The following is a 26,690-nucleotide window of genomic DNA, read 5'->3' on the forward strand; positions in this document are numbered from 1 at the left end:
GAAGGCTGAGGAATCCCACATGACTGAAGTTCTCGTTCTCATCGACGCTCCCGACGGCAAGGTCACCAAGCCCTCGCTCGAGCTGCTCACGATCGCCCGCCGCATCGGCGAGCCCTCGGCCGTCGTCTTCGGCTCCGCCGACACCGGCGTGCTGGCCGAGTACGGCGCCGAGAAGATCNNNGCGCAGCTGGTCGCCGAGACCAGCCCCGCCGCGGTACTCACCGGCGCCAGCACCGAGGGCAAGGAGATCAGCGCCCGCGTGGCGCTGAAGACCGAGTCGGGCTGGATCGGCGACGCCGTCGACGTCCAGGCCGACGGCGGCACGATCACCACGACGCAGTCGGTCTTCGCCGGCAACTTCACGGTCAAGTCGAACGTGACGCAGGGCGCGCCGGTCATCTCGGTCAAGCCCAACTCGACGGCCCCCGAGGCCGCCGCGGGCGCCGGGACGGTCGAGGCCAAGACGGCCGAGATCTCCGACGGCGCCAAGGGCGCCAAGATCACGTCGTCCAAGGAGAAGGCCGCCTCGGGCCGTCCCGAGCTGACCGAGGCCGCCATCGTGGTCTCGGGCGGTCGTGGCACCGGCGGCGACTTCACCGAGGTCGAGGCCTTCGCCGACAGCCTCGGCGCCGCCGTGGGCGCCTCGCGCGCCGCGGTCGACTCCGGCTGGTACCCGCACTCGTTCCAGGTGGGCCAGACCGGCAAGACGGTCTCGCCGCAGCTGTACGTCGCCAACGGCATCTCGGGCGCGATCCAGCACCGCGCCGGCATGCAGACGTCCAAGACGATCATCGCGGTCAACAAGGACGACGAGGCGCCGATCTTCGAGCTCGTCGACTTCGGCGTCGTGGGCGACCTCAAGGCCGTCCTGCCCGCCGCGACCGACGAGGTCAAGAAGCGCAAGGGCTGATCCCGCAGGCCCCTCGACGGCCGGTTCGCACCTCGGTGCGGGTCGGCCGTCGTCTTGTCATGTGAGACAGCTCCTCACCATGTGAGCCATGCCGGATGACACCCCGGAACTATTGACTTGTTAGGTGTCACTTTGATTAAGCATCGCCCAGGTGCTGTTCGGCGGGCGGTCCGCGGTGATAGTCATAGGGGGCGCGCGCCAGCGTGCACCTGACTCATCCACAGGAGGACTACATGCGACTCACCCGGCGAACACGCCTAGCGGGAGTGGCCATGATCGCCGCCGCCAGCCTCACCCTGGCAGCGTGCGGCGGCGGCAGTGACAGCGAGGGCGGTGGCAGCGGCGGTACGTCCGACGCGGTCATCACGTCCTTCAGCACCCAGCCCCAGAACCCGCTGATCCCGACCAACACCAACGAGGTCGGCGGCGGCAACATCGTGGACCTGATCTTCGCCGGTCTGATCTCGTACAAGACCGATGGCTCGAGCGAGAACGAGGTCGCCGACTCCATCACCTCCGACGACAACAAGCTGTGGACCGTCAAGATCAAGTCGGGCTGGAAGTTCTCCGACGGCACCGACGTCACCGCGAACTCGTTCGTCGACGCCTGGAACTACGGCGCCGACGCCGCCAACGAGCAGCTCTCGGCCTACTTCTTCTACCCGATCGCCGGCACCGACGACGAGGGCACGATCCCCGACGGCGGCAAGACGATCTCGGGCCTCAAGGTCGTCGACGACTCGACGTTCACGATCGAGCTCAAGCAGTCCGAGTCCGACTTCCCGTCGCGCCTGGGCTACTCGGCGTTCTTCCCGCTGCCCGCGTCGGCGTTCGACGACATGGACGCGTTCGGCAAGAAGCCGATCGGCAACGGCCCCTACGACTTCGCGTCGATGACCGACAACGTCGAGGCCGTGCTCACGCCGAGCAAGACCTACGAGGGCGTCCGTCCCGCCAAGAACGGCGGCGTCACGCTGAAGTTCTACGAGAACCCCGACACGGCGTTCTCCGACGTGCAGGCCGGCAACCTCGACGTCCTCGACCAGGTCCCGCCGAGCGCGCTGACGACCTACAAGGACGACAGCTCGATCCAGGCCTTCAGCGAGCCCGGCTCGCCGAACTCGACGATCACGATCCCCGAGTCGCTGCCCGGCTTCGAGAAGGGCGAGGAGGGCAACCTGCGTCGTCAGGCCATCTCCAAGGCCATCAACCGTGAGGAGATCACCGACAAGATCTTCGACGGCTCGCGCATCCCGTCGACCGACTTCAGCTCGCCGCTGATGCCGGGCTTCACCGAGGACATCGAGGGACAGGACGTCCTCGACTTCGACGCCGCCGGCGCCAAGGACCTCTGGGCCCAGGCCGACGCGATCAAGCCCTTCGAGGGCAAGTTCGTCGTCGCGTACAACGCCGACGGACCGGGCAACAAGGAGTGGGTCGAGGCCCTGACCAACCAGCTCAAGAACAACCTCGGCATCAACGCCGAGCCCAAGGCGTTCCCGACGTTCGCCGAGCTGCGCACCGAGGTCACCGACCGCACGATCGGCACGGCGTTCCGTACCGGTTGGCAGCCCGACTACCCGTCGATCTACAACTACATCGCGCCGATCTTCGGCACGGGTGCGGGCTCGAACGACGGCGACTACAGCAACAAGGACCTCGACGCCCTGCTGCAGCAGGCCTCGGGTGCGCAGGACGACACCGAGCGCTACAAGCTGTACGCCGACGCGCAGGCGATCCTGTTCAAGGACCTGCCGGCGATCCCGCTGTGGAACACCAGCATCTCGGCGGCTGCCGCCGACGGTGTCAAGAACGTCAAGTTCAACTGGCAGAACAAGCCGGAGCTCCAGGACATCACCAAGTAGTCCTCGACGTCCGCGTCTAGAGTGGGGCGGGAACCTTCGGGTTCCCGCCCCACCCTGTGCGGGCGACCCTTTTCTTGACGAGAGGCGCACTCCTCATGTGGTGGTACATCGGTCGTCGAGCGCTGCAGGCAATCCCTGTCGTGCTCGGAGCGACACTCCTGATCTACGCAATGGTCTTCCTGCAACCGGGCGACCCCATCAAGGCACTGTTCGGCGAGAAGCCCGTCAACGAGACCATCCGGGCCTCGATCGCGGCGCAGTACAACCTCGACGACCCCTTCCTCATCCAGTGGCTCAAGTACCTCGGCAACGCCCTCACCGGCGACTTCGGCCTGACGTACGCCCAGCAGCCCGTGTCGCAGGTCATCGGCGACGCCTTCCCGGTGACGCTGAAGCTCGCGGTCATGGCGCTCATCATCGAGTCGGTCCTCGGTGTCGCGGCCGGCTTCTACGCCGGACTGCGCAAGGGCAAGCTGTTCGACTCCACGATGCTGATCGTGTCGCTGCTGGTCATCGCCGTCCCGATCTTCGTCTTCGGCTTCCTGATGCAGCTGATCTTCGGCGTCAAGCTCGGCTGGGCGCCCATCACGGTCGGAGGTGACGCCTCGATCAAGAACCTGATGCTGCCGGCGATCGTCCTCGGGCTCGTGTCGTTCGCCTACATCCTGCGCCTGACCCGCACGTCGGTCGTCGAGAACCTGACCGCCGACCACGTGCGCACCGCGCGCGCCAAGGGGCTCAGCGACCGCTCGGTCAACAGCCGCCACGTGCTGCGCAACTCGATGATCCCCGTCGTGACCTACCTCGGCGCCGATCTCGGAACGCTGATGGCCGGCGCCATCGTCACCGAGGGCATCTTCAACGTCCCGGGCATCGGCAACCTGGCCTTCCGCGCCATCAACCGCGGCGAGGGCTCGACCGTCGTCTCGATCGTGACGCTGATGGTGCTGATCTACGTCGTGATGAGTCTGGTCGTCGACCTTCTCTACGCCTGGCTCGACCCGAGGATCCGTTATGCCTGAGACCACACCACTGCCCGGCCAGGAGCGGTTCCTGGCCCCCCTCGACGAGACCCCACTGCAGGAGACGGGCGCGCTCGACACGTCGTCGCCGCCCGAGAGCCAGTGGAAGGAGGCCTGGAAGGAGCTGCGCCGCAACTGGCTGTTCTGGGTCTCCGGCGCCATGATCCTTCTCGTCGCGGTCGTCGTGATCGCACCGGGTCTGTTCACGAACCTCGACCCGTCGTACGCCGATCTGTCCAAGAGCCTCGACCCGGGCAGCAGCGGACACATCGCGGGTTACGACAAGCAGGGCTACGACGTCTTCGCCCGCATGATCTACGGTGCCCGCGCCTCGGTGCTGGTCGGCGTGCTCACGACGATCCTGATCGTCGTGGTCGGCCTGATCACGGGAGCCGTCGCCGGCTTCTACGGCGGCTGGGTCGACTCGGTCATCTCGCGCATCGCCGACATCTTCTTCGCGATCCCGCTGCTGCTGGGCGCGCTGGTCGGCCTGTCGGTCATCAACAACCTGTTCCCCGACCGCGGTGAGTTCGGCGGGATCGTCGCCGTGGTCATCGCCCTCGGTGTCTTCGGCTGGCCGCAGATCACCCGCATCACGCGCGGGCAGGTGCTGCAGGTCAAGAACATGGAGTTCATCGACGCCGCGCGCGCGATCGGCGCGACCAAGCGCAGCAACCTGCTGCGCCACGTCATCCCCAACTCGCTGCCGCCGGTCATCGTGACCGCGACGGTCTCGTTGGGCATCCTGATCGTCGCCGAGGCGACGCTGTCGTTCCTCGGCATCGGCCTGCCCCCGGGCGTCGTCTCGTGGGGCAACGACATCAATGCCGCGCAGAACCAGATCCGTTCGGGTCAGCGCATCGGCGTGATGTTCTGGCCCGCCGGCGCCCTGGCGTTCACGGCGCTCGGATTCATCCTGCTGGGTGATGCCGTCAGCGACGCCCTCAACCCCAAGAGGAGGACCGAGTGACCACCCCCGTGCTGCAGATCAAGGATCTGCAGGTTGCGTTCCGCGCCGGCAAGAAGCTCATCCCCGCCGTCCGGGGCGCCAGCCTCGTCGTCTACCCCGGTCAGACCGTCGCGATCGTGGGGGAGTCGGGATCGGGCAAGTCGACCACGGCCCACGCGATCATCGACCTGCTGCCGGGCACGGGCGTCGTGACCGGCGGCGAGATCCTGTTCGAGGGCAAGAACGTCGCCGGCGCCAAGAAGGGCGAGATCCTCGCGCTGCGCGGCTCGTCGATCGGCCTGGTGCCCCAGGACCCCATGACCAACCTCAACCCGCTGTGGCGGGTCGGCGCCCAGATCAAGGAGGCGCTGGTCGCCAACGGGGTCGCCAAGGGCAAGGACGCCGACCGTCGTGTCGTCGAGCTGCTCGAGGAGGCCGGTCTGCCCGACGCCGAGCGTCGTGCCCGCCAGTTCCCGCACGAGTACTCCGGTGGCATGCGCCAGCGCGCGCTGATCGCGATGGGCCTGGCGGCCCGGCCCAAGCTGCTGATCGCCGACGAGCCGACCTCGGCCCTCGACGTCACGGTGCAGAAGCAGATCCTCGACCACCTCGACTCGTTGACCGACGAGCTGGGCGTCGCGGTGCTGCTGATCACGCACGACCTCGGCCTCGCCGCCGAGCGGGCCGACCACCTGGTCGTGATGTACAAGGGTCAGGTCGTCGAGTCGGGTCCGGCGCGTCAGATCCTGCAGGACCCCCGCCACCCGTACACCCAGCGGCTCGTGTCGTCGGCGCCGTCGCTGGCGTCGCAGCGGCTGTCGTCCGAGCGGGCGCGCGTCGAGGTGCGTGAGCAGGCCGTGCAGACCGCGGCCGAGATCGCCGAGGAGGTCGCGACGCACGCCGACGAGTTCGGCGTGGGCCAGGCCACCGTCGTCGAGGCCAAGAACCTGACGAAGGACTTCACGCTGCCCGGCGGACGTCCGGGGTCGTCGTCGGCGTTCCGCGCGGTCGACGACGTGTCGTTCACGCTGGCCCGCGGCACCACCACGGCGATCGTGGGGGAGTCCGGATCGGGCAAGTCCACCGTGGCCCGCATGGTGCTGGGGCTGCTCGACGCGACGTCGGGCACCGTCGAGTTCGACGGCGTCGACATCACGACGCTGTCGGGCAAGAAGCAGCAGCTCGCGCTGCGCCGGCAGATGCAGCCGGTGTTCCAGAACCCGTACGCCTCGCTCGACCCGCTGTACTCGATCTACCGGTCGATCGAGGAGCCGCTGCGCACGCACGGCATCGGCAACGACAAGGAGCGCGAGGCGCGCATCCGCGACCTGCTCGACAAGGTCTCGCTGCCGGCGGCGGTCATGCGGCGCTATCCCAATGAGCTGTCGGGCGGTCAGCGCCAGCGCGTCGCGATCGCACGCGCCCTGGCGCTCGAGCCGGAGGTCGTCGTGCTCGACGAGGCGGTCTCGGCGCTCGACGTGCTGGTGCAGGCGCAGATCCTGAAGCTGCTGAACGACCTGCAGGGCGAGCTGGGCCTGAGCTACCTGTTCATCACGCACGACCTGGCGGTCGTCCGGCAGATCGCCGACAACGTCCTGGTCATGCAGAACGGCGGCATCGTGGAGTCGGCATCGGTGTCGACGGTGTTCGACAGCCCCCGCGAGGAGTACACGCGTCGTCTGCTCGACGCGATCCCCGGAGGCTCGATCCCCCTCGGCGCCTGACCCGCTGGGGGTACCTCCCGCGGGCGCAGCGAGTGGGCGAGTGGTGCGTTCTGGTCTTTCTGGGACGGCGTGTCTGACCAGGACGCACCGCTCGGGGACGTGAACGCACCACTCGCGAAGGCGCCTTGCGCTCCGGTGTCCGCCCCTCGGGAGGATGTGGACGCGAGATTGACTCGTTCGAACAGATGTTCGATCATGGAGTCATGAACGCCGTCGCAGCCCCCACCCTGAGCGAGCTGCGAGCGCGCGTCGACCAGATGCAGGGGCGCCCCGCGGCCCAGCCCGTCGCGACCCACCCGGCCCTGGCCGGGCTGCTGCAGCTGCAGGCCGGCGGCACCTACTCGGTCGACTCCATGAGCCTCGCGGTCACCCTGATGGCCGGGCCGTCCGCCGACGGCGCCTGGTGCGGCGTGGTCGGCACCGCCGAGCTCGGTCTCGAGGCCGCCGCGGCCGCCGGCGTCGAGCTGCGCCGCACGATCCTGGTGCCCGATCCGGGCGAGGCGTGGCTCGAGGTCACGGCCGCGCTGATCGACGTGCTGGGCGTCGTCGTGCTGCGGGCGCCCGCCCACGTCGCACCCAAGGACGTCAGCCGCGTCAGTGCGCGCCTGCGCCAGCGCGGCGGCATCCTGATCGCCCACGGCAACTGGCCGCGCAGCGAGGCGCGCCTGTCGATGAGCGAGGTCGAGTGGGTCGGCGTCGGTCAGGGGCACGGCCACCTGCAGGCCCGCCGCGCCACCGTCGAGGTGCGGCGGGGCACGGCGCCGGCCCGGCGGCGTCGACTGTGGATGCCCGATGCCGCCCAGGTCATCCGCCGGGCCGAGGACGTCGTCACCGCGGTGCCGTCCGAGGTGCCCGCGCGTCTGCGGAGCGTGTCCTGATGGCCCGCACGATGGTGCTGTGGGCGCCCGACTGGCCGATCGTGGCGGTCGACGTCCCGGCATCGGTCCCGGCGGTCGTGCTCGACAAGGGCTCGGTGCTGGCCTGCTCGCAGGCGGCCCGTGCCGAGGGCGTGCGCCGGGGCATGCGGCGGCGCGACGCCCAGTCGCGGTGCCCCGAGCTGGTGCTGCACGACCACCACCCCGATGTCGACGCCCGGGCCTTCGAGGCCGTCCTGACGGCGATCGAGCAGCTCAGTCCGGGCGTCGCGCCGTTGCGTCCGGGTCTGTGCGCGCTCGAGGTGCCGGCCCGGTTCTACGGCGGCGAGGCCGAGGCGGCCGCCGTGATCGCCGAGCGGCTCGTCGAGCTCGGGGTGTGGGACGTCCGCGCCGGCGTCGCCGACGGGCTGTTCGCCGCCGAGCAGGCCGCCCGCCGCGCCCTGGCGCAGGACAGCATCGTCGTGCCCGAGCGCGGGTCGGCGCAGTTCCTGCGCGAGCTGCCCGTCGAGGCCCTCGACGACCCCTCGCTCGTGGGGCTGCTGCGGCGCATGGGCCTGCTGACGCTGGGCGACTTCGCCTCGCTGCCGCCCGCCGACGTCCACACCCGCTTCGGCACGCACGGGGCGCTCCTGCACCGGCTCGCCCGGGGCCTCGACCCCCAGCTCATCAGCCGTCGGCAGGTGCCGCCGGAGTTCGACGCGACGCTGCTGCTCGAGCCGCCGCTCGACAACGTCGAGCCGATCGCGTTCAGCCTGCGCACGACCGCCGAGGCCTTCGTCAGCGATCTGGCCGACCACGGTCTGGTCTGCACGACGGTGCTGATCGAGGTCGACGCCGACGGCTCGCTCGCGACCTCGCGTCGCTGGATGCACCCGCGCTGGTTCGGTGCGACCGACCTGGTCGACCGGGTGCGCTGGCAGCTGTCCGTCGACGGGGCCATCCGTGCCCCCGTCGACGCCGTGCGGCTGATCCCCGAGGTCACCGAGCCGCTGGGCGATCACGCCGACAGCCTCTTCGGCGGTGGGCCCGACGAGCGGGTCGAGCGGGGTGTCGCCCGGGTGCAGAGCATCGTCGGGCACGAGGCGGTCGTGTCGGTCACGGTGCAGGGCGGTCGTGGCCCGGCCGAGCGCCGGCTGCTGACGCCGTGGGGCGAGCGGCCGATGCCCACGCGCCCCGGCAGCCTGCCGTGGCCCGGCAGCCTGCCGGCCCCGGCGCCCGCGACGGTCTACCGCGAGCCGCGCCAGGCGATGGTCGTCGGTGCCGAGGGGCAGACGATCGGCGTCACGGGACGGGGTCTGGTCACGGGCGAGCCGGCCCGCTTCCGGACCGCGGCCGACCAGGCGTGGCAGCCCGTCGCGTCGTGGGCGGGGCCGTGGCCCGTCGACGACCAGTGGTGGGACGAGGCCGCGGCCCGCAGGCTCGCCCGGTTCCAGGTCGTCGGCGTCGACGGCAGCGCCTTCCTGATGATCGTCGAGGGCGGTCACTGGTGGACCGAGGCCACCTATGACTGACCACGCGGGAGCCGTGTAGCGATGGGTTGGAACAACCCCGACGTCTCGTGGGGCGAGCTCGAGCGGCGACTGTCCGGGCGGCCCGAGCCCGACGGCGGCGACGCCCCCGGGTGGTCGCGCAAGCGCAGGAAGACCGGTCCCCGCGAGATCGAGCAGCCGTCGGGTCCCGTCGTGCCCTACGCCGAGCTGCACTGCCACACCCACTTCAGCTTCCTCGACGGGGCGAGCGGACCGGGAGACCTGGTCGAGGAGTCGATCTCGCTGGGGCTGCACGGGCTGGCGATCACCGATCACGACGGCTTCTACGGGGCGCCGCGGTTCGCCGAGGAGGCAGCCAAGTACCCGGCGACCGGCCTGCGGACGGTCTACGGCGCCGAGCTCTCGCTGGGTCTGCACGCTCCCCAGAACGGGGTCGCCGATCCCGAAGGCACCCACCTGCTCGTCCTGGCCCGGGGCGTCGAGGGCTACCACCGGCTGGCCGCCGCGATCACCGACGCCCAGCTGCGCGGCGACGAGAAGGGTCGCCCCGTCTACGACCTCGACGAGCTCGCCGAGCGGGGCCGCGACCACTGGGTCGTCCTGACGGGGTGCCGCAAGGGGCACGTGCGCCAGGCGCTCGCCGCGGGCGGACGCGAGGCGGCGGCCTCGGCGCTCGACCTGCTGACGCAGCGCTTCGGGCTCGACGGCGTGGGCGTCGAGCTCGTCGACCACGGCTTCGCGACCGACAGCGCGACCAACGACGTCCTGGCCGACCTGGCCCGCGACCACGGCCTCGCGACGGTCGCGACCAACAACGTCCACTTCGCGCGTCCCGCCAACGGCCGGCTCGCGGCGGCCACGGCGGCCGTCCGCGCGCGGCGCAGCCTGGCCGAGATGGACGGATGGCTGCCCGCGACGGGCGCGGCACACCTGCGCTCCGGCGCCGAGATGCAGCAGCTCTTCCGGCGCTACCCGGGCGCCGTCGCCCGCACCGTCCCGCTGGCCGACGAGCTCGCCTTCGACCTGCGGGCCGCCACCCCCCGGCTGCCCAAGCGCGGCATCCCCGAGGGTCACACGGCCATGAGCTGGCTGCGGGTGCTGGCCGATCGGGGCATCCGCAAGCGCTACGCGAACAACCAGCAGGCGGCCCGCGAGCGCATCGACCGTGAGCTCGCGGTCATCGAGGAGAAGGACTTCCCGGGCTACTTCCTGATCGTCCACGACATCGTGCAGTTCGCCCGCGGCCGGGGCATCCTGTGCCAGGGGCGGGGCTCGTCGGCCAACTCCGCGCTCTGCTACGCCCTCGAGATCACCGCGATCGACTCGATCTTCTTCGACCTGCCGTTCGAGCGCTTCCTCGCCACGACCCGTGAGGAGGAGCCCGACATCGACGTCGACTTCGACTCCGACCGTCGCGAGGAGGTCATCCAGTGGGTCTACGACCAGTACGGCCGGCACAACGCCGCGCAGGTCGCCAACGTCATCAGCTACCGTCCGCGGTCGGCGATCCGCGACGCGTCCAAGGCCCTCGGCTACTCGGTCGGCCAGCAGGACGCGTGGTCCAAGCAGATCGACGGCTGGGGGCCGATGGGCAGCGAGGACGTCGAGGGCATCCCCGCGCCGGTCACGTCGCTGGCCCGGCAGATGATGACCGCGCCGCGGCACCTGGGCATCCACTCGGGCGGCATGATCCTGACCGAGCGTCCCATCGGCGAGGTGTGCCCCATCGAGCGTGGCCGCATGGACAAGCGCACGGTGCTCCAGTGGGACAAGGACGCCTGCGAGTACATGGGGCTGGTCAAGTTCGACCTGCTGGGTCTCGGCATGCTGGGGGCGCTCGACCACACGATGCGCATCGTCGCCGAGCACCTGGGCGAGCAGTGGGACCTCGACGCGATGCCGAAGGAGGAGGCAGCGGTCTACGACATGCTGTGCCGGGCCGACTCGATCGGCGTCTTCCAGGTCGAGAGCCGTGCCCAGATCGGCACCCTGCCGCGTCTGCAGCCCCGGCGTGCGTACGACCTCGCGATCGAGATCGCGCTGATCCGTCCCGGTCCCATCCAGGGCGGTGCCGTGCACCCCTACATCCGCCGGGCGATGGGCAAGGAGCCCGTCACGTACCCGCACCCCATCCTGCAGCCCGTGCTCGAGCGGACGATGGGGGTCCCGCTGTTCCAGGAGCAGCTGATGCAGATGGCGATCGCGATCGGTGACTGCACGGGTGACGAGGCCGATCTGCTGCGGCGCGCCATGGGGTCCAAGCGCGGCATCGAGCGCATCGAGTCGCTCGAGGACAAGCTCTTCGCGGGCATGGCGCGTCACGGCCTGACCGACGAGGAGGCCGAGGCGATCTACGTCAAGATCAAGTCGTTCGCCAACTTTGGCTTCGCCGAGAGCCACGCCCTGAGCTTCTCGCTGCTGGTCTACGCCAGCTCGTGGCTCAAGCTGCACTACCCGGCGGCGTTCCTCGCGGCGCTGCTGCGCAACCAGCCGATGGGCTTCTACTCGCCGCAGTCGCTCACGACCGACGCGCGGCGGCACGGGGTGACGGTGCTGCGTCCCGACATCACGTGGTCGGGGGCGCAGGCCGATCTCGAGCAGCTCGGCGACGCCGCCGGGGCGACCGGACGCGATGCGTGCCTCGAGCACGAGCAGCCGCCGGTCGGCCGGTTCGTCCGGGGCACGCCCGATCCGACGCCCGAGCACCGGCGCGACGGGCACTTCGCCGTCCGCCTGGGCCTCGACGAGGTGCAGGGCATCGGCTCGGACGTCGCGCGGCAGATCGTGGCGGCCCGCGCCGAGCGTCCCTTCGCCGACATGGCCGACGTCGCCCGCCGCACGGGCCTGTCGGTCGCGCAGATGGAGTCGCTGGCCACGGCCGGTGCCTTCGACGGCTTCGGCATCACCCGTCGGCAGGCGCTCTGGAACGCCGGTTACGTCGAGAGCGCCGACCAGCTCGACGGCACGGCGGTCACGGCGCCGCCACCGATGCTGCCCGGCATGAGCGACGTCGAGGTCACGATGGCCGATCTGTGGGCGACCCGCATCTCGCCCGAGACCCATCCCGTCGAGCACCTGCGCCCCCTGCTGCGGCGCGAGGGCATCCTGTCGGTCGCCGACACCGTGACGGCCGAGGCCGACCGGCGGGTCAAGGTCGCGGGGCTCATCACGCACCGCCAGCGTCCGGCGACGGCGTCCGGCGTCACGTTCCTCAACCTCGAGGACGAGACCGGCATGCTCAACGTCGTGTGCTCTCAGGCCCTGTGGGCGCACTACCGCGTCGTCGGGCGCAATGCGGCGGGCATGGTCATCCGCGGCATCCTCGAGCGCAGCGCCGAGGGCGTCGTCAACCTCGTGGCCGACAAGCTCATGCGCATCGAGGAGGTCTACCCCGAGGCGGGCCGCGCGATCTCGCCCAAGCACCGCGGTCGCGACTTCCAGTGACGCCGGCGCGAGGTCAGGGCAGGTACGACCGGACGGTGTCGAGCGTGTCGGCCTCGGCGACGGTCTTGTCGTCGCGGTAGCCGATCACGCGGGCGAAGCGCAGTGCGACGCCCCCGGGGTAGCGGGTCGAGCGCTGCACGCCGTCGAACGCGATCTCGACGACCTGCTCGGGCCGCACCGTCACGACGTGGCCGTCGTCGGACGTCTGCAGCTCGCGGAACCGTTCGGTCTGCCACCGCAGCACCTCGTCGGTCATCCCCTTGAACGTCTTGCCCAGCATCACCAGCCCGTCGCCGTCGCGGGCACCGAGGTGGATGTTCGACAGCCACTGGCTGCGCCGGCCCGAGCCCCGCTCGACCGCGAGCACGACCAGGTCGAGCGTGTGGACGGGCTTGACCTTGACCCACGTCGCGCCACGGCGCCCCGCGGCATAGGGCGCCGAGAGGCTCTTGACGACGACGCCCTCGTGGCCGAGGTCGAGCACGCGCGCCGTGAACGCCTCGGCCTCGTCCTCGTCGTCGGTGAGGACGCGCGGCACGAGGTGCTCGGGCCGGACCAGCGACTCCAGCACGTCGAGCCGCTCGTGCGTGGGGGAGTCGACCAGGTCGCGTCCGTCGAGGTGCAGCACGTCGAAGAAGGCCGGGGTCAGCTCGACGCCGGACGCGGAGGCGGCTCGCGACGCGGTCTCCTGGAACGGCCTCGGGCGCCCGTCGGGGCCCAGCGCCAGCACCTCGCCGTCGAGGACGACGTCGTGGCACGGCAGGGCGCGGGCGACCTCGACGACCTCGGGGTGGCGACTCGTGACGTCGTCGAGCGATCGCGTGACCACCAGCACGTCGTCGCCGTGACGGTGCACCTGCATGCGGACGCCGTCGAGCTTCGTGTCGATCGCGACGGTCCCGCCGCCGGCCTTGGCCATCGCCTCCCCGACGGTCGTCGCCGACGAGGCCAGCATCGGCAGCACGGGACGTCCGACCTGCAGCACGAACGTCGACAGCGCCTCCTCGCCGCCGGTCAGGGCCGCGACCGCGACGTCGACGGTCGAGCCGGCCATCATCGCGGCACGCCGGACGCTGGTCGCAGGGACCTCCCCGGCCGCGGCGAGGGCCTCCTGCACCAGCGAGTCGAGCGCACCCTGACGCACCTCGCCCGTCACGACGCTGCGCAGCCAGGCCTGCTCGTCGGGCGTCGCGCGCCCGAACAGGTCGGCCGTCGCGGCGGCGCGCGCGGCCTGCGAGCCGGGGCCGGCCACCGTCGAGAGGTGCTCGAAGGCGGCGTGGACGTCGGCGACCGTCAGGCTCGGCTCGTCGGCGGGCGCGGGCAGGTTCTGCAGCGAGCGCCAGCCCAGGCCCGTGCGACGCTGACGCAGCGATCCGGCGACGTACGACGTGACGGTGACGACGTCGTCCGGGTCGTCGAGGCGCCCGAGCAGCTCGGCCAGCACCGCGACCTTGGCGATGCGCGACCGCGTCGCGGCGACGGCGAGCGAGGTGGCGACGACGTCGGCGAGGAGCATCGGTCCATCATCGCCGCCCCCGTCGCTCCCCGCACGCGACGCCGACGAGTCACCCATGCCCGCCGACGAGTCACTCCCGCCGAGGGCGGGCCGCCCGGAGCGACTCGTCGATGGGCACGAGTGACTCGTCGCGGGGCGTGCGTGACTCGTCGGCGAACCGCCGGAGGTGGGCTTAATGTTGACGTGACTTTAAGGTGACGTTAGAGTGACCTTAGAGTCACACCTACTTTAAGTCGAGGAGGGTTCGCCATGACGGTGTCGTCATCGATCGACCAGCGCGTCTCGCTCGCGGTGTCGACCGTCGTCTTCGCCCTCCGACCGCACCCCGAGTCGGGCCTCATGACGCTGTGGCTGCCGCTCGTGCGCCGCATCCGCGAGCCGTACGAGGGCATGTGGGCCCTGCCCGGCGGACCGCTCGAGGCCGACGAGGACCTCGCGGCCAGCGCGCAGCACACCCTGGAGCGCACGACGGGCCTGGCCCCCAACTACCTCGAGCAGCTCTACGCCTTCGGCCGCGTCGACCGCTCGCCCGACGACCGGGTCGTCTCGATCGTCTACTGGGCGCTGGTGCGCCAGGACGAGGTCGCCCGGGCCGTCGACGGCGAGAACGTCGAGTGGTTCGTGGCCGACGACCTGCCCCCGCTGGCCTTCGACCACGCCCAGATCGTCGACTACGCGCTGGCGCGCCTGCGGGCCAAGATCACCTACACGCCCATCGCGCACGCGTTTCTGCCCCCCGAGTTCACCCTGGCCGACCTGCGGGCCGTGCACGAGGCGGTGCTGCGGACGACGCTCGACCCCGCGAACTTCCGCCGGCAGGCGCTCGCCACCAAGACCCTCGTCCCCACCGGCACGTGCCTGACGGGCACGAGCCACCGTCCCCCCGCGCTGTACCGCTTCGAGGCCGGCGCGGCCTCTCCCGCCCCCGAGGAGCGCAGATGACGACATCAGCCACCCAGCCCGCCCACGGCAGGTCCGTCGACACCCTGATCGTCGAGCAGCCCTCCGCGAGCTGCGACGTCGAGCTGGCCAAGGGGCCCTGGGAGTTCGACGCCCTGCCCGGGTACGGGCCGGGCGCGTCCGAGGACGACGTCATCCCCGAGCCCGTCGTGCGTCCGGGCCAGCTGCCGGCCGTCTACCAGCGCATGGACGCCGACGAGCTGCACGCCCGCATCGTCGCGGCCAAGCGGACGCTCGGCGACCGACTGGTCATCCTGGGTCACTTCTACCAGCGCGACGAGGTCATCCAGTACGCCGACTTCGTGGGCGACTCGTTCCAGCTCGCCAACGCGGCGCTGACCAAGCCCGACGCCGAGACGATCGTGTTCTGCGGCGTGCACTTCATGGCCGAGACCGCCGACATCCTCGCGCGTCCCGAGCAGAGGGTCGTCCTGCCCAATCTCGCGGCCGGCTGCTCCATGGCCGACATGGCCGACGAGGACTCGGTCGAGGCGTGCTGGGAGGACCTCATGGAGCTCTACGGCTCCGAGCCGGACGCCGACGGACGCCAGCCCGTCATCCCCGTGACGTACATGAACTCCTCGGCCGCCCTCAAGGCCTTCTGCGGCCGCAACGGCGGCATCGTCTGCACGTCCTCGAACGCCGCGACGGTGCTGGAGTGGGCCTTCGAGCGCGGTCAGCGGGTGCTGTTCTTCCCCGACCAGCACCTGGGTCGCAACACCGCCAAGGCCATGGGCGTGCCGCTCGAGCAGATGCCGATGTGGAACCCCCGCAAGCCGCTCGGCGGCAGCACCGCCGAGGAGCTCGCCGACGCCAAGGTCATCCTGTGGCACGGCTTCTGCTCGGTGCACAAGCGCTTCACGGTCGCGCAGATCGACAAGGCCCGCGCCGAGCACCCGGGCGTCAAGATCATCGTGCACCCCGAGAGCCCCATGCCGGTCGTCGACGCCGCCGACGCGGCCGGCTCCACCGACGCCATCCGCAGGTTCGTCATCGCGTCCGAGCCGGGCGACACCATCGCGATCGGCACCGAGATCAACATGGTCAACCGGCTCGCGGCCGAGTTCCCCGACCGCACGATCTTCTGCCTCGACCCGGTCGTGTGCCCGTGCTCGACGATGTACCGCATCCACCCCGGCTACCTCGCCTGGACGCTCGACGGTCTCGTGGCCGGCGAGGTGACCAACCAGATCGTCGTCCCCGACGACGTCGCCACCCACGCCCGTGTCGCGCTCGAGCGGATGCTCGCCGCGCTGCCGAAGTGACGTCGAAGGAGCCTGACATGACCCGAGCCCAGCACCTCATCGTCGTCGGCAGCGGCGTCGCCGGCATGACCACGGCGCTCGACGCCGCCGGCACGTACGACGTCACGCTGATCACGAAGGCCGATCTCGCCGAGAGCAACACCCGCTACGCGCAGGGTGGCGTCGCGGTCGTCATCGACGACATGGCCGATCGCGGCGCGCCGACGATGGGCGACACCGTCGCCTCGCACGTCGCCGACACGCTCGTCGCCGGTGCGGGGATCGGCGACGCCGACACCGTCGGCATCCTGTGCGCCGAGGGTCCCGCCGCGATGGACGGGCTGATCGCGCGCGGCGTGCCGTTCGACCGTCACGACGGCGAGCTGTCGCACGGTCTCGAGGCGGCGCACGCGCACCCGCGCATCCTGCACGCCGGCGGCGACGCCACGGGTGCCGCGATCGCGTACGCCCTGATCGAGCGGGTGCGCGAGAGCGCCGTGACGGTGCGCGAGCGGACGACCGTCGTCGACCTGCTCCTCGACGGCGGCCGCTGCATCGGCGTCGAGCTGCTCGGCGGCGAGCAGCTGCGGGCCGACGCGGTCGTCCTGGCGACCGGGGGAGCGGGCCAGCTGTTCCCCCACACGACCAACCCCGAGGTCGCGACGGCCGACGGCCTCGGCATGGCGCTGCGCGCCGGCGCGGTCGCGGCCGACCTGGAGTTCTACCAGTTCCACCCCACGGCGCTCGACGCCCCGGGCAGCTTCCTGGTCTCCGAGGCCGTCCGCGGCGAGGGGGCGGTGCTGGTCGACGCCGACGGCCGCCGCTTCATGACCGACGTGCACCCCGACGCCGAGCTGGCCCCGCGCGACGTCGTGGCCCGGGGCATCGCGCAGCAGATGAACCGGCAGCCGGGCGTGCCGGTGCGGCTCGACGCGACGGCGCTCGGCGCCGAGTTCCTCGCTCGTCGCTTCCCCACGATCGACGCCGCCTGCCGCGCGCAGGGCTACGACTGGGGCCGCGTGCCGATCCCGGTCGCGCCCGCGGCCCACTACTTCATGGGCGGCGTGCGCACCGACGAGTGGGGACGCACCTCGGTGCCGGGCCTGCTCGCGGTCGGCGAGGTCGCCTGCAACGGCGTGCACGGCGCCAACCGCCTGGCGTCCAACTCCCTGCTCGAGGGCGCCGTCTACGGGCGGCGGGTCGTCGAGGGGCTGCGGTCCGCGCCGCCCGTGCACGTCTTCGACGACGAGTGGGCGGCCCCGCTGACCCTCGACCTGACGGACGACCCCGACGCCCACGACGTCAGCCGCGCCGACCTGCAGCAGGTCATGTGGGACGCGGCCGGCCTGGCCCGCGACGGGGCCGACCTGCGTCAGGCGGCCGTCGAGCTGCGGCGCTGGAAGTCGCCCGCGGTCACCGACGCCAAGTCGGCCGAGGACGCCAACCTGCTCGTGGTGGCCCGGGCCGTCGTCAAGAGCGCCCTGGCGCGGCGCGAGTCGCGCGGCGGGCACTACCGCACCGACTTCCCACGCACCGACCCCGCGCAGGCGCGCCACTCCGCGATCGTCCGTGCCGAAGGAGCCCCCCGTGCTTGAGCGCCGTCAGATCCAGCGCGTCGTCGACCTGGCGCTCGACGAGGACGCCCCGTTCGGCGACCTCACGTCGCAGACGCTCGTGCCGGCGTCGGCCGTGGCGCACGCCGACCTCGTGGCCCGCGAGCCGGGCGTGCTGGCGGGCGTCGAGGTCTTCGCGATCGCGATGACGACCCTCGACCCGTCCGTCGAGGTGACGCTGCACGCGGCCGACGGCGACGTGTTCGGCGCCGGCGCGGTGCTCGCGAGCGTCGAGGGCCCCGCACGGGTCGTGCTGCAGGCCGAGCGGGTCGCCCTCAACCTCGTCCAGCGCATGACCGGCATCGCGACCCTGACGCGCACGTACGTCGAGGCCGTCGCCGGCACGGGGGCTCGCGTCGTCGACACCCGCAAGACCACGCCCGGGCTGCGCGCGCTCGAGCGCCACGCCGTGCGGTGCGGCGGTGGGCACAACCACCGCTACTCGCTGTCGGACGCCGTGATGGCCAAGGACAACCACCTCGCGGTGATCCCCGACCTCACCGCGGCGCTGCGTCGCGCCGCCGACGGGCTGCCGCACACGACGCACATCGAGGTCGAGGTCGACCGCCTCGACCAGCTCGACGCGGTGCTCGCGGCGGGGGTCGTCGGCACGATCATGCTCGACAACTTCAGCCTCGACGACCTGCGGGCCGGCGTCGCGCACATCGACGGACGAGCGCTCGTCGAGGCCAGTGGCGGCATCACCCTCGTTACGATCGCCGACGTCGCGGCCACGGGCGTCGACGTCGTCTCGGTCGGTGCCCTGACCCACAGCGTCCGGGCGCTCGACCTCGGGCTCGACATCAGCGTCACGTGATCTACCTCGACGAGGCGGCGACGACGCCGGTGCGCCGCGAGGTGCTCGAGGCCATGTGGCCCTACCTCGGGCCCGAGTTCGGCAACCCGTCGAGCCATCACGAGGTGGGGGAGTCGGCGCGATCGGGCCTCGAGCGGGCGCGGGCCGACGTCGCGGACGTGCTGGGCTGCCGGCCGTCCGAGGTCACGTTCACGTCCGGCGGCACGGAGTCCGACAACACCGCCGTCAAGGGGATCGCGCTGGCCTCGCCGGGACGTCACGTCGTCGTCTCGGCGGTCGAGCACCCGGCCGTCCTGGAGTCGGCGGCGTGGCTGGGGCGGTTCGGCTACGACGTCACGGTGCTCCCGGTCGACCACGACGGCCTGGTCGATCCCGCCGTCCTGGCCGGGGCACTGCGCGACGACACCGCGGTCGTGAGCATCCAGCACGCCAACAACGAGGTCGGCACGGTCCAGCCGATCGCCGACCTCGCCGCCGTGACCGCCGAGCGCGGCGTCCCCCTGCACACCGACGCCGTGCAGACCGCGGGGTGGTTCGATCTCAGCGTCGGCGGTCTGGGTGTCCAGGCGATGAGCATCTCGGGGCACAAGCTGGGGGCGCCGAAGGGCATCGGTGTGCTGCACGTCGCCCGCCGCACACCCGTCGAGCCGTTGGTGCACGGCGGCGGGCAGGAGTCGGGTCGACGGTCCGGCACCGAGAACGTCGCCGCGGCGGTCGGCATGGCGGCGGCGCTGCGACTGGCACGGGGGCCGGTCGACGACGTCGTCGCCCGCCGCGACGCGTTCGTCGCGCGGGTCCTGGCCGGCGTGCCGGGTGCCCGGCTGACGGGCCATCCGCGTGACCGCCTCCCGGGCAGCGCGTCGTTCGTGCTGCCGGGCACGAGCGGGGAGTCCGTGCTCCTCGAGCTGCAGGCGCGCGGCGTCGTCTGCTCGTCCGGATCGGCCTGCGCGGCCGGCAGCGACGATCCCTCCCACGTGCTGCTGGCGATGGGCGTCGAGCCCGAGGTCGCCCAGACCGCGGTCCGGTTCACGTTCGGACGCGGCACGACGGACGGCGACCTCGAGGTCGCCGCCACCGAGCTCGCGACGGCGGTGCGCACCGTCGGCGGTCTGCGCGCCTGACGCCGCACCAGCCCCGGCCGCACGAGGACACATGTCACGCGAGCTTTGACGTGGTGTGACGGACGCCATAGTCTTGCATCGATCCAATAAATCGTTTCAATGCTCGGGGGCCCGATGAACGACGACACGACCGACCCATCCACGACCGGTTCCGGTCCCAGTCGCCGGCGGGTGCTGCAGGTGAGTGCGGCAGCCGGGCTCGGGCTGCTCGCCGCACCGGTGCTCCCGGGCTCACCGGGAGCCGCGACGTCGGGCGGCGGCTCCTTCGAGCGACGGTTCGCCTCGCCGCCGCCGGCGGCGGGCGCCCGGTTCCGGTGGTGGTGGCCCAACGGGCACGTGACCCCGTCCGAGATCGCCCGTGAGGTCACGCAGGTCGCGGAGGCCGGATTCGGCGGCCTCGAGGTCGCCGACGTCCACCACAGCGTCCGCAGCGGTCTCGACCCCGCAGGCCACGGGTGGGCGACCGCGCCGTGGCTCGCCGGCCTCGACGCCGCGCTGACCCAGGCGGGCCGCGAGGGCATCACGATCGACGTCACCGCGGGCCCGTCGTGGCCCGCGGCCGTCCCCACGGTCCAGCCCGACTCGCCGGTCGCGTCGCACGAGCTCGCCCACGGGCTCGCGACCCTCGCCGCGGGGCAGACCTTCGACGGACGGCTGCCGGATCCGGTCGTGCAGGCGTCGAAGGGCGTCACGCGGTCGACGCTCGTGCGGGTGCAGGCGGTGCGGCTCGTGACGCCGTCGACGCGCGAGAGCGTCCTCGACCGCGCGTCGCTGATCGACCTGACCGACCGGGTCGTCGCGGGCTCGATCACCTGGACGGCGCCCGCCGAGGGCTCGTGGCTGCTGCTGGCCTACTGGGAGCGCGGCTCGGGCCAGATGCCCGAGGCGGGACCGCACACGTCGCCCGACTCGTACGTCATCGACCACTTCAGCCGCGCGGCGACGGACGCCCTCACGTCCTACTGGGACCGCCGCATCCTGTCGCCGCGCATGGCGCGGCTCCTGCGCCGGTCCGGCAGCACGTTCTTCGAGGACTCGCTCGAGATCGAGACCGACGCGACGATCTGGACCCCCGGGTTCCTCGACGCCTTCCGCGCCAACCGAGGGTACGACCTCGCGCCGTACCTCCCGATCATGCTCGAGGTCGACGAGAAGTACCTCTACACCTTCGAGACCGACCGCACGAGCCGCGTCCGCGACGACGTCGCGCAGGTCTTCAGCGACCTCTACCGCGACCACCACCTCGTCCCGGCCCGCGACTGGGCCCACCGGCAGGGGCTGCGGCTGAGGATCCAGGCGTACGGGCTCGAGACCGACACGCTCGCCTACTCCGGGCTGCTCGACGTCCCCGAGACCGAGTCGCTGGGGTTCAAGAACCTCGACGACTACCGCGTCATGGCGGGTGGCCGCGACCTCGGCGGACGCACGATCCTGTCGTGCGAGGCGGCGGCCTACAACGGCTCGGCCTACAACGTGACGTGGGACCGCGTGCTCACGACCGTCAACAGCATCTACGCCGCCGGCGTCAACCAAGCCGTGCTGCACGGCTTCGCGTACGCCGAGGCACCGGGGGCGGCCTGGCCCGGCTTCGCGGCGTTCTCGCCCTACGGCAACAAGACGCCGGGCTTCTCGGAGGCATGGGGTCCGCGCCAGCCGTCGTGGGCCCACGTGCCCGACATCGCGGCCTACCTCAAGCGGACGCAGTGGGTGCTGCAGACCGGCACCAACTCGGTCGACCTGGTCTACTACCGCCAGAAGGGCTGGGCGGCCACCGGCATCGGCGCGCTGTGGGCCACCAACGACGGCATCCCGCTGGGCTGGAGCCACAGCTTCATCAGCTCCGACGTGCTGGGCTGGCGCTCCGCGTCGCTGCGGCGCGGACGTCTGGCGCCCGACGGCCCGGCCTACAAGGCCATGATCGTCGAGGGCGACGCGTTCCGCGGCCGGCGGGCCACGCTGACGGTCGCGGCGGCTCGACGCGTGGCCGAGCTGGCCGCGGCCGGCTTCCCGATCGTCTTCCTCGGCGACTGGAGCACCCCGACGGCCGAGGGGCTCGGGTCGGCGGCCGACGACGCGACGGTCGCGGCGGCCGTCAGGTCGGCGCAGGGACGTCCGAGCGTCCGCACCGTGGCGCTGCCCGCCGACGTGCCCGGCGCGCTCGCGGCGCTGGGGGTGCGTCCGCACGTGACCCACGAGCGGTCGACGCTGGTGCACGTCCACCGGCGCACCGACGACGCCGACCTCTTCTACGTCGCCAACGCCCGCCACGCCGAGAACCGCAAGCTCGAGACCGTCGACCAGACGGTGTGGTTCGACCGGCGCGACGCGCGGCAGGTGCCGTTCGTCCTCGACGCGTGGACCGGCGAGGTGCGACGGATCGCCCGGTACCAGCGCGACGGCGACCGCATCGGCGTCCGTCTGCGGCTGCTCGCGGGCCAGAGCACCGTGGTGGTCCTCGCCGGGTCGTCGTGGGCCGCCGCCTCGTCGAGGCGCGTTCCCCAGGTCGTCTCGACGGAGGCGGACGACGTCCGCGTCGACGGTTCACGCCTCGTGCTGCGGTCGTCGAGGCAGGGGACGTTCGTGACGGTCCTGGGCGACTCCCGGTCGCGGCGCACCACGGTCGGCGCCGTGCCGGCCGAGCGCCCGCTCACGTCGTGGACCCTCGAGGTCGAGGACTGGCAGCCCGGGAGCAGGCCATCGACGACCCGCAAGCCCGTCGTGCGGCGGACCCTGTCGGCGCTCGTGCCGTGGCTCGAGATCCCGGGCCTCGAGGACGTGTCGGGCATCGGTCGCTACACGACCGTGGTCGACTGGGACGCCGCCCGTCACGTCGGTGCGCTCCTCGACCTCGGCTCGGTGCTGGGCTCGTTCCGGGTGAGGGTCAACGGTCGTCGCGTGCCCGGCACCAACCCGCTCGACACCGTGGTCGACCTCGGCGACGCCCTGCGCAGGGGCCGCAACACCGTCGAGGTCGAGGTGGCGTCGACGCTCCTCAACCGACTCCGGACCGCGCAGGCCGACGTGTTCGGCTCGTCGGCCCGCCAGCGGTACGGCCTGGTGGGGCCGGTGACCCTGCGGCCCTACGGGACGGCTGAGGTCAGGACCTGACGGGCGGGGGACCGGCCGGCGACGCCTGCTCGTCGGCGGCCGGGACCTCGCAGACGCCGTCGGCGCACGACGGGGCGTCGGGCTCCCCGACGATCTCGAGCGGGCCGCTCACGACGTCGCCGCGGTCAGCCCGGCGGCCTCGCGCAGGACGTCGGTGAACACCGAGGGCTCCTGCGCGCCGGAGACGCCCAGACGGCCGTCGATCACGAAGAACGGCACGCCGCTGATGCCGTAGGCGACGGCCTGGTCCTTGTCGGCGTCGACGTCGGCCCGGTACGTCCCCGACGTCAGGGCCTCGACGGCCTCGTCGCGGTCGAGCCCGATCTCGGCCGCCAGGTCGGCGAGGTCGTCGACGCGCCCGATGTGGCGACCCTCCTCGAAGTACGCGGCGAACAGCCGCTCGACGAGGTCGAGCTGGCGGCCCTTGGCCTTGGCGAGGTGCAGCAGCTCGTGCGCCCGCACGGTGTTGGTGTGCTGCAGCGCGTCGAAGTCGTACGACAACCCCTCGGTCGTGGCGAGCTGCGTCATCTGCGCCAGCATCTGCTCGACCTGCTCCGGGGCGAGACGCTTGTGCGACACGAGGAAGTCGACCTCGGACCCCTCGAAGTCGACCGGGGTGTCGGGGGAGAGCTCGAAGGAGTGGTACTCCACCTCGAGCTCGCCGCCGGCGGCGGCGAAGTCGGCGGCCGCCGTCTCGAAGCGGCGCTTGCCGATGTAGCACCAGGGGCAGGCGATGTCGGACCAGATGTCGACCTTGACGGAGTTGCTCACGTGCGCCACAACGCCGGGACGTCCCCGGACTATTCCGCTTTCGCGCAGGCCCCTCGGAGGAGTAGGTTCATGTCATGACAATTGCCGTGGCCTACCGGCCTGACGAGTTCGGACGCGCAGCCCTCGAGTGGGCGGCGGAGCACGCCACCACCGTCGACGAGTCGATCATCGTGATCAACATCAGCCGGGGCGAGCCGCGTCTCGACGCCGGGTTCGCGCGTGGGCGCGACATCCAGGACATGACCGAGGGCCTCCAGTCCAAGGGCGTGTCGATCGAGGTGCGTCAGACCGTCGGCGACAACGTCTCCGAGGCCGTCCTGTTCGAGGCCGAGCAGGCCGGCGCGACGATGATCGTGGTCGGCATCCGCCGGCGCAGCCCCGTCGGCAAGATGCTGATGGGCAGCGTCGCGCAGTCGATCCTGCTCGACGCGTCCGTCCCGGTCGTCGCCGTCAAGCCCTGACGCACCGGGTGGGGGGCCCCGCCGCGCCGGACGCCGTGGGCGGCGCGTCCGGGGCGGCTCGCTAGGCTTGCCGATCGTGAGCCCCCTGACGCCGCGCCGCCTGCAGCAGGCGCTGGCCCGACGCCGGCGCCGGACCGAGCGGCTCGCCGAGCGGCGGACGGACCTGCTGCCGCACTACGTGTTCGCGGGGCACGGGCGCGGACGCCTGAACGTCACGCTCGTCCTGCGCAGCGCCAAGCGGCCGACGAGCTCGACGTACATCCGGCTGCTGAGCCCGATGTCGCGTCCCGCGTTCGGACGCGTGGGGCTCGACGTCGTCGACCACAAGGACCTGTGGATCTCGCGGCGCTCCGACGTCTGCATCGTCCAGCGGACGGCCTTCGACGACCCGGTGACGGCGCAGCGGTTCGTCGACGAGGCGCGCCGGCGGGGATGCGTCGTCGTGGTCGACAGCGACGACGCCTTCTCGACCCTCGATCCCGACCACCCGCAGTACGACCAGCAGATCGCGCGGGCGGGCGTCCTGGAGGACGTCATGCGCCGCGCCGACGAGGTCTGGCTGTCGACCGACGACCTGCTCCGCACGCACGGCCTGCCGAACGCCCGGGTCGTCCGCAACACGCTCGACCTCGCCCTGTGGCGTCCCGCCGACGAGCCCGCCGCGACGCCGGAGCCCGACGCCCCGCTCCGCATGCTCTACATGGGCACGACGACCCACGACGGCGACCTCGCGATGCTGTCCCCGGTGCTCGAACGGCTGCACGCGTCACGTCCGGGCGCGTTCGTCGTCGTGATGGTGGGCGTGGCCAAGGGTCTGGTCGAGCGGCCGTGGATGCACGTGGTCAAGCCCCCGAGCAGCTCGTACCACCGGTTCGTGCCGTGGCTGGTCGAGCAGGGCCCGTTCGACGTCGGGCTGTCGCCGCTGCTCGACTCGCCGTTCAACCGCGCCAAGTCCGACATCAAGTGCCTCGACTACCTGGCACTGGGTGCGCGCCCCGTGGTGTCCGACGTCGAGCCCTATCGCGTCGCGGAGCTGGACGGCTTCGTCGACCGTGTGCCCGAGGACCCTCAGGCCTGGCTCGCGCTCCTCGAGCGTCTGGTCGACGATCGGGTGCGCCTGCGACGCGACGCGGTCCGAGACCGGCGGGCGGGCCGCGACTACCTGGCCTCGACCCGCTCGGCCGACCTGACGGCGACGCTCCTGCGATCGCGCCTCGACGCCCTGGTCGCCGACCGGGGAACCCCCTCACCCAGAACCTGACACCGCTCGAAAGGCATCCCGTGACCCACGTACTCGACGACCTCGAAGCGCGCGGACTCATCGCGCACTCGACCGACCGCGACGCCCTGCGCGCGGAGCTGTCGGCGGGGCCGATCACCTACTACGTGGGCTTCGACCCGACGGCGCCGAGCCTGCACATCGGCAACCTCCTGCAGATCCTCACGGCACGTCGCCTGCAGCTGGCGGGCCACCGCCCGCTGCTGCTGGTCGGCGGCTCGACCGGGCTGATCGGCGACCCCAAGGAGGCCGGCGAGCGGGTCATGAACACCAAGGAGACCGTGGCGGAGTGGGTCGACCGCATCGCGTCGCAGGTCTCGCGCTTCGTCGACGTCGAGGGCGACAACGCGGCCACGATCGTCAACAACCTCGACTGGACCGCCGGTCTCAGCACGATCGACTTCCTGCGCGACATCGGCAAGCACTTCCCGGTCAACCGGATGCTCGCGCGCGACGTCGTCAGCAGCCGTCTGGAGTCGGGCATCAGCTACACCGAGTTCAGCTACGTGCTGCTGCAGTCGATGGACTTCCTCGAGCTGAACCGCCGGCACGGGTGCGTCCTGCAGACGGGCGGCAGCGACCAGTGGGGCAACATCACCGCGGGGGTCGAGCTGATCCGTCGCGCCGACGGCCGGAAGGCGCACGCCCTGGCGACGCCCCTGATCACCAAGGCCGACGGCACCAAGTTCGGCAAGACCGAGAGCGGCACGGTGTGGCTCGATCCCGAGCTGATGAGCCCCTACGCCTTCTACCAGTCGTGGATGCAGGCCGAGGACGCCAAGGTCGTGGAGTACCTGCGCCAGTTCACGTTCCTGCCGCTGGACGAGATCGACCGGATCGAGGCCGAGCACGTCGAGAAGCCGGGGCTGCGCGGTGCGCAGCGTCGTCTCGCCGCCGAGGTGACGACGATCGTGCACGGCGAGGCCGAGGTGCAGGCCGCCGAGCTGGCGTCCCGCGCGCTCTTCGGGCGCGGTGAGCTGACCGAGCTGCCCGAGCCGACGCTGGCCGCGGCGCTGCGCGAGGCGGGTGCCGGTGAGCTGCGCGCGTCCGACCGTCCGACGATCGTGGACGCCCTGATCGCCTCGGGGCTGGCCGACAGCCGTTCGGCGGCCCGGCGCACCGTGGGGGAGGGGGGCGCCTACCTCAACAACGAGCGCGTCTCCGACCCCGATCTGGTGCTGACGGACGACCTGCTCCTATACAACACGTGGGCCGTGATTCGCAAAGGCAAACGGTCGGTCTCGGGCGTCGCGATCGGCTGATCCCTGCGATTGCAGGGGGTCGCGCCGCTGTGGCATGGACCACAGGACGGCGATTTGACGAGCGAGGAAACGTCCACGTAATGTTCTTCTTGTTGGACAGCGCGGGGCAAGGCCCCGAAGCTTCCGACCAGCTGAACCGAAACGATCAACGGCACGGTGCTTCACAGCCCCCGGAGACAGATCGCTGAGAACGGAAGCTGTGCATGGTGACCGACCCGGGTTTGACCGGTGAAAACGAGCCGTGTAAGTTGGACGAGTT

At 71.6% G+C, this 26,690-nt stretch carries 19 protein-coding genes and 2 pseudogenes; 18 read left to right on the top strand and 3 right to left on the bottom strand.

What is annotated here, in order from left to right; all coding sequences use genetic code 11:
• Positions 1-19: 19 nt before the first annotated feature.
• The 9 genes and pseudogenes from ASD10_RS19425 to ASD10_RS17005 all read left to right on the top strand — a co-directional run.
• Positions 20-178: pseudogene (locus ASD10_RS19425) on the top strand (electron transfer flavoprotein subunit alpha/FixB family protein); the annotation flags it as partial.
• Between the two features lie 3 nt (positions 179-181).
• A pseudogene (locus ASD10_RS16970) lies at positions 182-910 on the top strand (electron transfer flavoprotein subunit alpha/FixB family protein); the annotation flags it as partial.
• A 272-nt stretch (positions 911-1,182) separates the two neighbouring features.
• Positions 1,183-2,775: an ABC transporter substrate-binding protein gene (locus ASD10_RS16975; protein ID WP_200938347.1), complete on the top strand. Its 1,593-nt coding sequence runs from the start codon at positions 1,183-1,185 to the stop codon at positions 2,773-2,775.
• 95 nt (positions 2,776-2,870) lie between these two features.
• Positions 2,871-3,797, top strand: coding sequence for an ABC transporter permease (locus tag ASD10_RS16980; RefSeq protein WP_056611686.1), 927 nt, complete (start codon positions 2,871-2,873; stop codon positions 3,795-3,797).
• Complete coding sequence (locus ASD10_RS16985) at positions 3,790-4,767, top strand: ABC transporter permease (RefSeq protein ID WP_056611688.1); 978 nt, start codon at positions 3,790-3,792, stop codon at positions 4,765-4,767. The genes ASD10_RS16980 and ASD10_RS16985 overlap by 8 nt, the downstream gene beginning before the upstream one ends.
• A complete protein-coding gene (locus tag ASD10_RS16990) occupies positions 4,764-6,470 on the top strand; it encodes an ABC transporter ATP-binding protein (RefSeq protein ID WP_056611691.1) in 1,707 nt (568 codons plus the stop codon). Before ASD10_RS16985 ends, ASD10_RS16990 begins: the two co-directional genes overlap by 4 nt.
• Before the next feature lie 203 nt (positions 6,471-6,673).
• Positions 6,674-7,348 carry a hypothetical protein gene (locus ASD10_RS16995; protein WP_056611694.1) on the top strand — a complete coding sequence of 225 codons (675 nt, stop codon included), beginning with the start codon at positions 6,674-6,676 and terminating at the stop codon, positions 7,346-7,348.
• On the top strand, positions 7,348-8,856 hold the full coding sequence (locus tag ASD10_RS17000) for a DNA polymerase Y family protein (RefSeq protein ID WP_056611697.1): 1,509 nt from the start codon (positions 7,348-7,350) through the stop codon (positions 8,854-8,856). The genes ASD10_RS16995 and ASD10_RS17000 overlap by 1 nt, the downstream gene beginning before the upstream one ends.
• 21 nt (positions 8,857-8,877) lie before the next feature.
• A complete protein-coding gene (locus ASD10_RS17005) occupies positions 8,878-12,279 on the top strand; it encodes an error-prone DNA polymerase (RefSeq protein WP_056611700.1) in 3,402 nt (1,133 codons plus the stop codon).
• 13 nt (positions 12,280-12,292) lie between these two features.
• On the opposite strand, the gene ASD10_RS17010 is transcribed toward ASD10_RS17005, so the two are convergent.
• Positions 12,293-13,795: an ATP-dependent DNA ligase gene (locus ASD10_RS17010; protein WP_056611703.1), complete on the bottom strand. Its 1,503-nt coding sequence runs from the start codon at positions 13,793-13,795 to the stop codon at positions 12,293-12,295.
• 249 nt (positions 13,796-14,044) lie between these two features.
• Between ASD10_RS17010 and ASD10_RS17015 the strand changes: the two genes are divergently transcribed.
• The 6 genes from ASD10_RS17015 to ASD10_RS17040 all read left to right on the top strand — a co-directional run bounded on the left by ASD10_RS17015 (position 14,045) and on the right by ASD10_RS17040 (position 22,658).
• Entirely contained in the window at positions 14,045-14,737 is a 693-nt protein-coding gene (locus ASD10_RS17015) for an NUDIX domain-containing protein (protein WP_056611706.1), read from the top strand.
• Entirely contained in the window at positions 14,734-16,020 is a 1,287-nt protein-coding gene (gene nadA, locus ASD10_RS17020; RefSeq protein WP_082556368.1) for a quinolinate synthase NadA, read from the top strand. The genes ASD10_RS17015 and nadA overlap by 4 nt, the downstream gene beginning before the upstream one ends.
• 17 nt (positions 16,021-16,037) lie before the next feature.
• Entirely contained in the window at positions 16,038-17,594 is a 1,557-nt protein-coding gene (gene nadB, locus ASD10_RS17025) for an L-aspartate oxidase (protein ID WP_056611709.1), read from the top strand.
• Positions 17,587-18,429: a carboxylating nicotinate-nucleotide diphosphorylase gene (gene nadC / locus ASD10_RS17030; RefSeq protein ID WP_056611858.1), complete on the top strand. Its 843-nt coding sequence runs from the start codon at positions 17,587-17,589 to the stop codon at positions 18,427-18,429. The genes nadB and nadC overlap by 8 nt, the downstream gene beginning before the upstream one ends.
• Positions 18,426-19,550, top strand: a complete 1,125-nt coding sequence (locus tag ASD10_RS17035; RefSeq protein WP_056611711.1) for a cysteine desulfurase family protein — start codon at positions 18,426-18,428, stop codon at positions 19,548-19,550. Before nadC ends, ASD10_RS17035 begins: the two co-directional genes overlap by 4 nt.
• A gap of 180 nt (positions 19,551-19,730) precedes the next feature.
• A complete protein-coding gene (locus ASD10_RS17040) occupies positions 19,731-22,658 on the top strand; it encodes a glycosyl hydrolase (RefSeq protein ID WP_200938348.1) in 2,928 nt (975 codons plus the stop codon).
• Here ASD10_RS17040 and ASD10_RS19515 read toward each other — a convergent pair.
• Both ASD10_RS19515 and ASD10_RS17045 read right to left on the bottom strand, forming a co-directional pair.
• Complete coding sequence (locus tag ASD10_RS19515; protein WP_255355153.1) at positions 22,648-22,770, bottom strand: hypothetical protein; 123 nt, start codon at positions 22,768-22,770, stop codon at positions 22,648-22,650. The genes ASD10_RS17040 and ASD10_RS19515 overlap by 11 nt on opposite strands.
• The gene (locus ASD10_RS17045) at positions 22,767-23,429 is read right to left on the bottom strand and encodes a DsbA family protein (protein ID WP_056611860.1); all 663 of its coding nucleotides are present in this window, start codon (positions 23,427-23,429) and stop codon (positions 22,767-22,769) included. The genes ASD10_RS19515 and ASD10_RS17045 overlap by 4 nt, the downstream gene beginning before the upstream one ends.
• Before the next feature lie 74 nt (positions 23,430-23,503).
• Here ASD10_RS17045 and ASD10_RS17050 point away from each other — a divergent pair, with 74 nt between their 5' ends.
• From ASD10_RS17050 to tyrS, 3 genes are all read left to right on the top strand, one after another.
• Positions 23,504-23,890: a universal stress protein gene (locus tag ASD10_RS17050; RefSeq protein WP_056611714.1), complete on the top strand. Its 387-nt coding sequence runs from the start codon at positions 23,504-23,506 to the stop codon at positions 23,888-23,890.
• Between the two features lie 76 nt (positions 23,891-23,966).
• Positions 23,967-25,151 (top strand): hypothetical protein, encoded by a 1,185-nt coding sequence (locus ASD10_RS18950; protein WP_056611716.1) that lies wholly within the window; start codon positions 23,967-23,969, stop codon positions 25,149-25,151.
• Positions 25,152-25,171: 20 nt separating this feature from the next.
• Positions 25,172-26,431, top strand: a complete 1,260-nt coding sequence (gene tyrS / locus ASD10_RS18955; RefSeq protein WP_056611719.1) for a tyrosine--tRNA ligase — start codon at positions 25,172-25,174, stop codon at positions 26,429-26,431.
• The last annotated feature ends 259 nt before the right edge of the window (positions 26,432-26,690 follow it).

It is taken from the genome of Aeromicrobium sp. Root472D3, from assembly GCF_001426485.1.
Taxonomy (GTDB): domain Bacteria; phylum Actinomycetota; class Actinomycetes; order Propionibacteriales; family Nocardioidaceae; genus Aeromicrobium.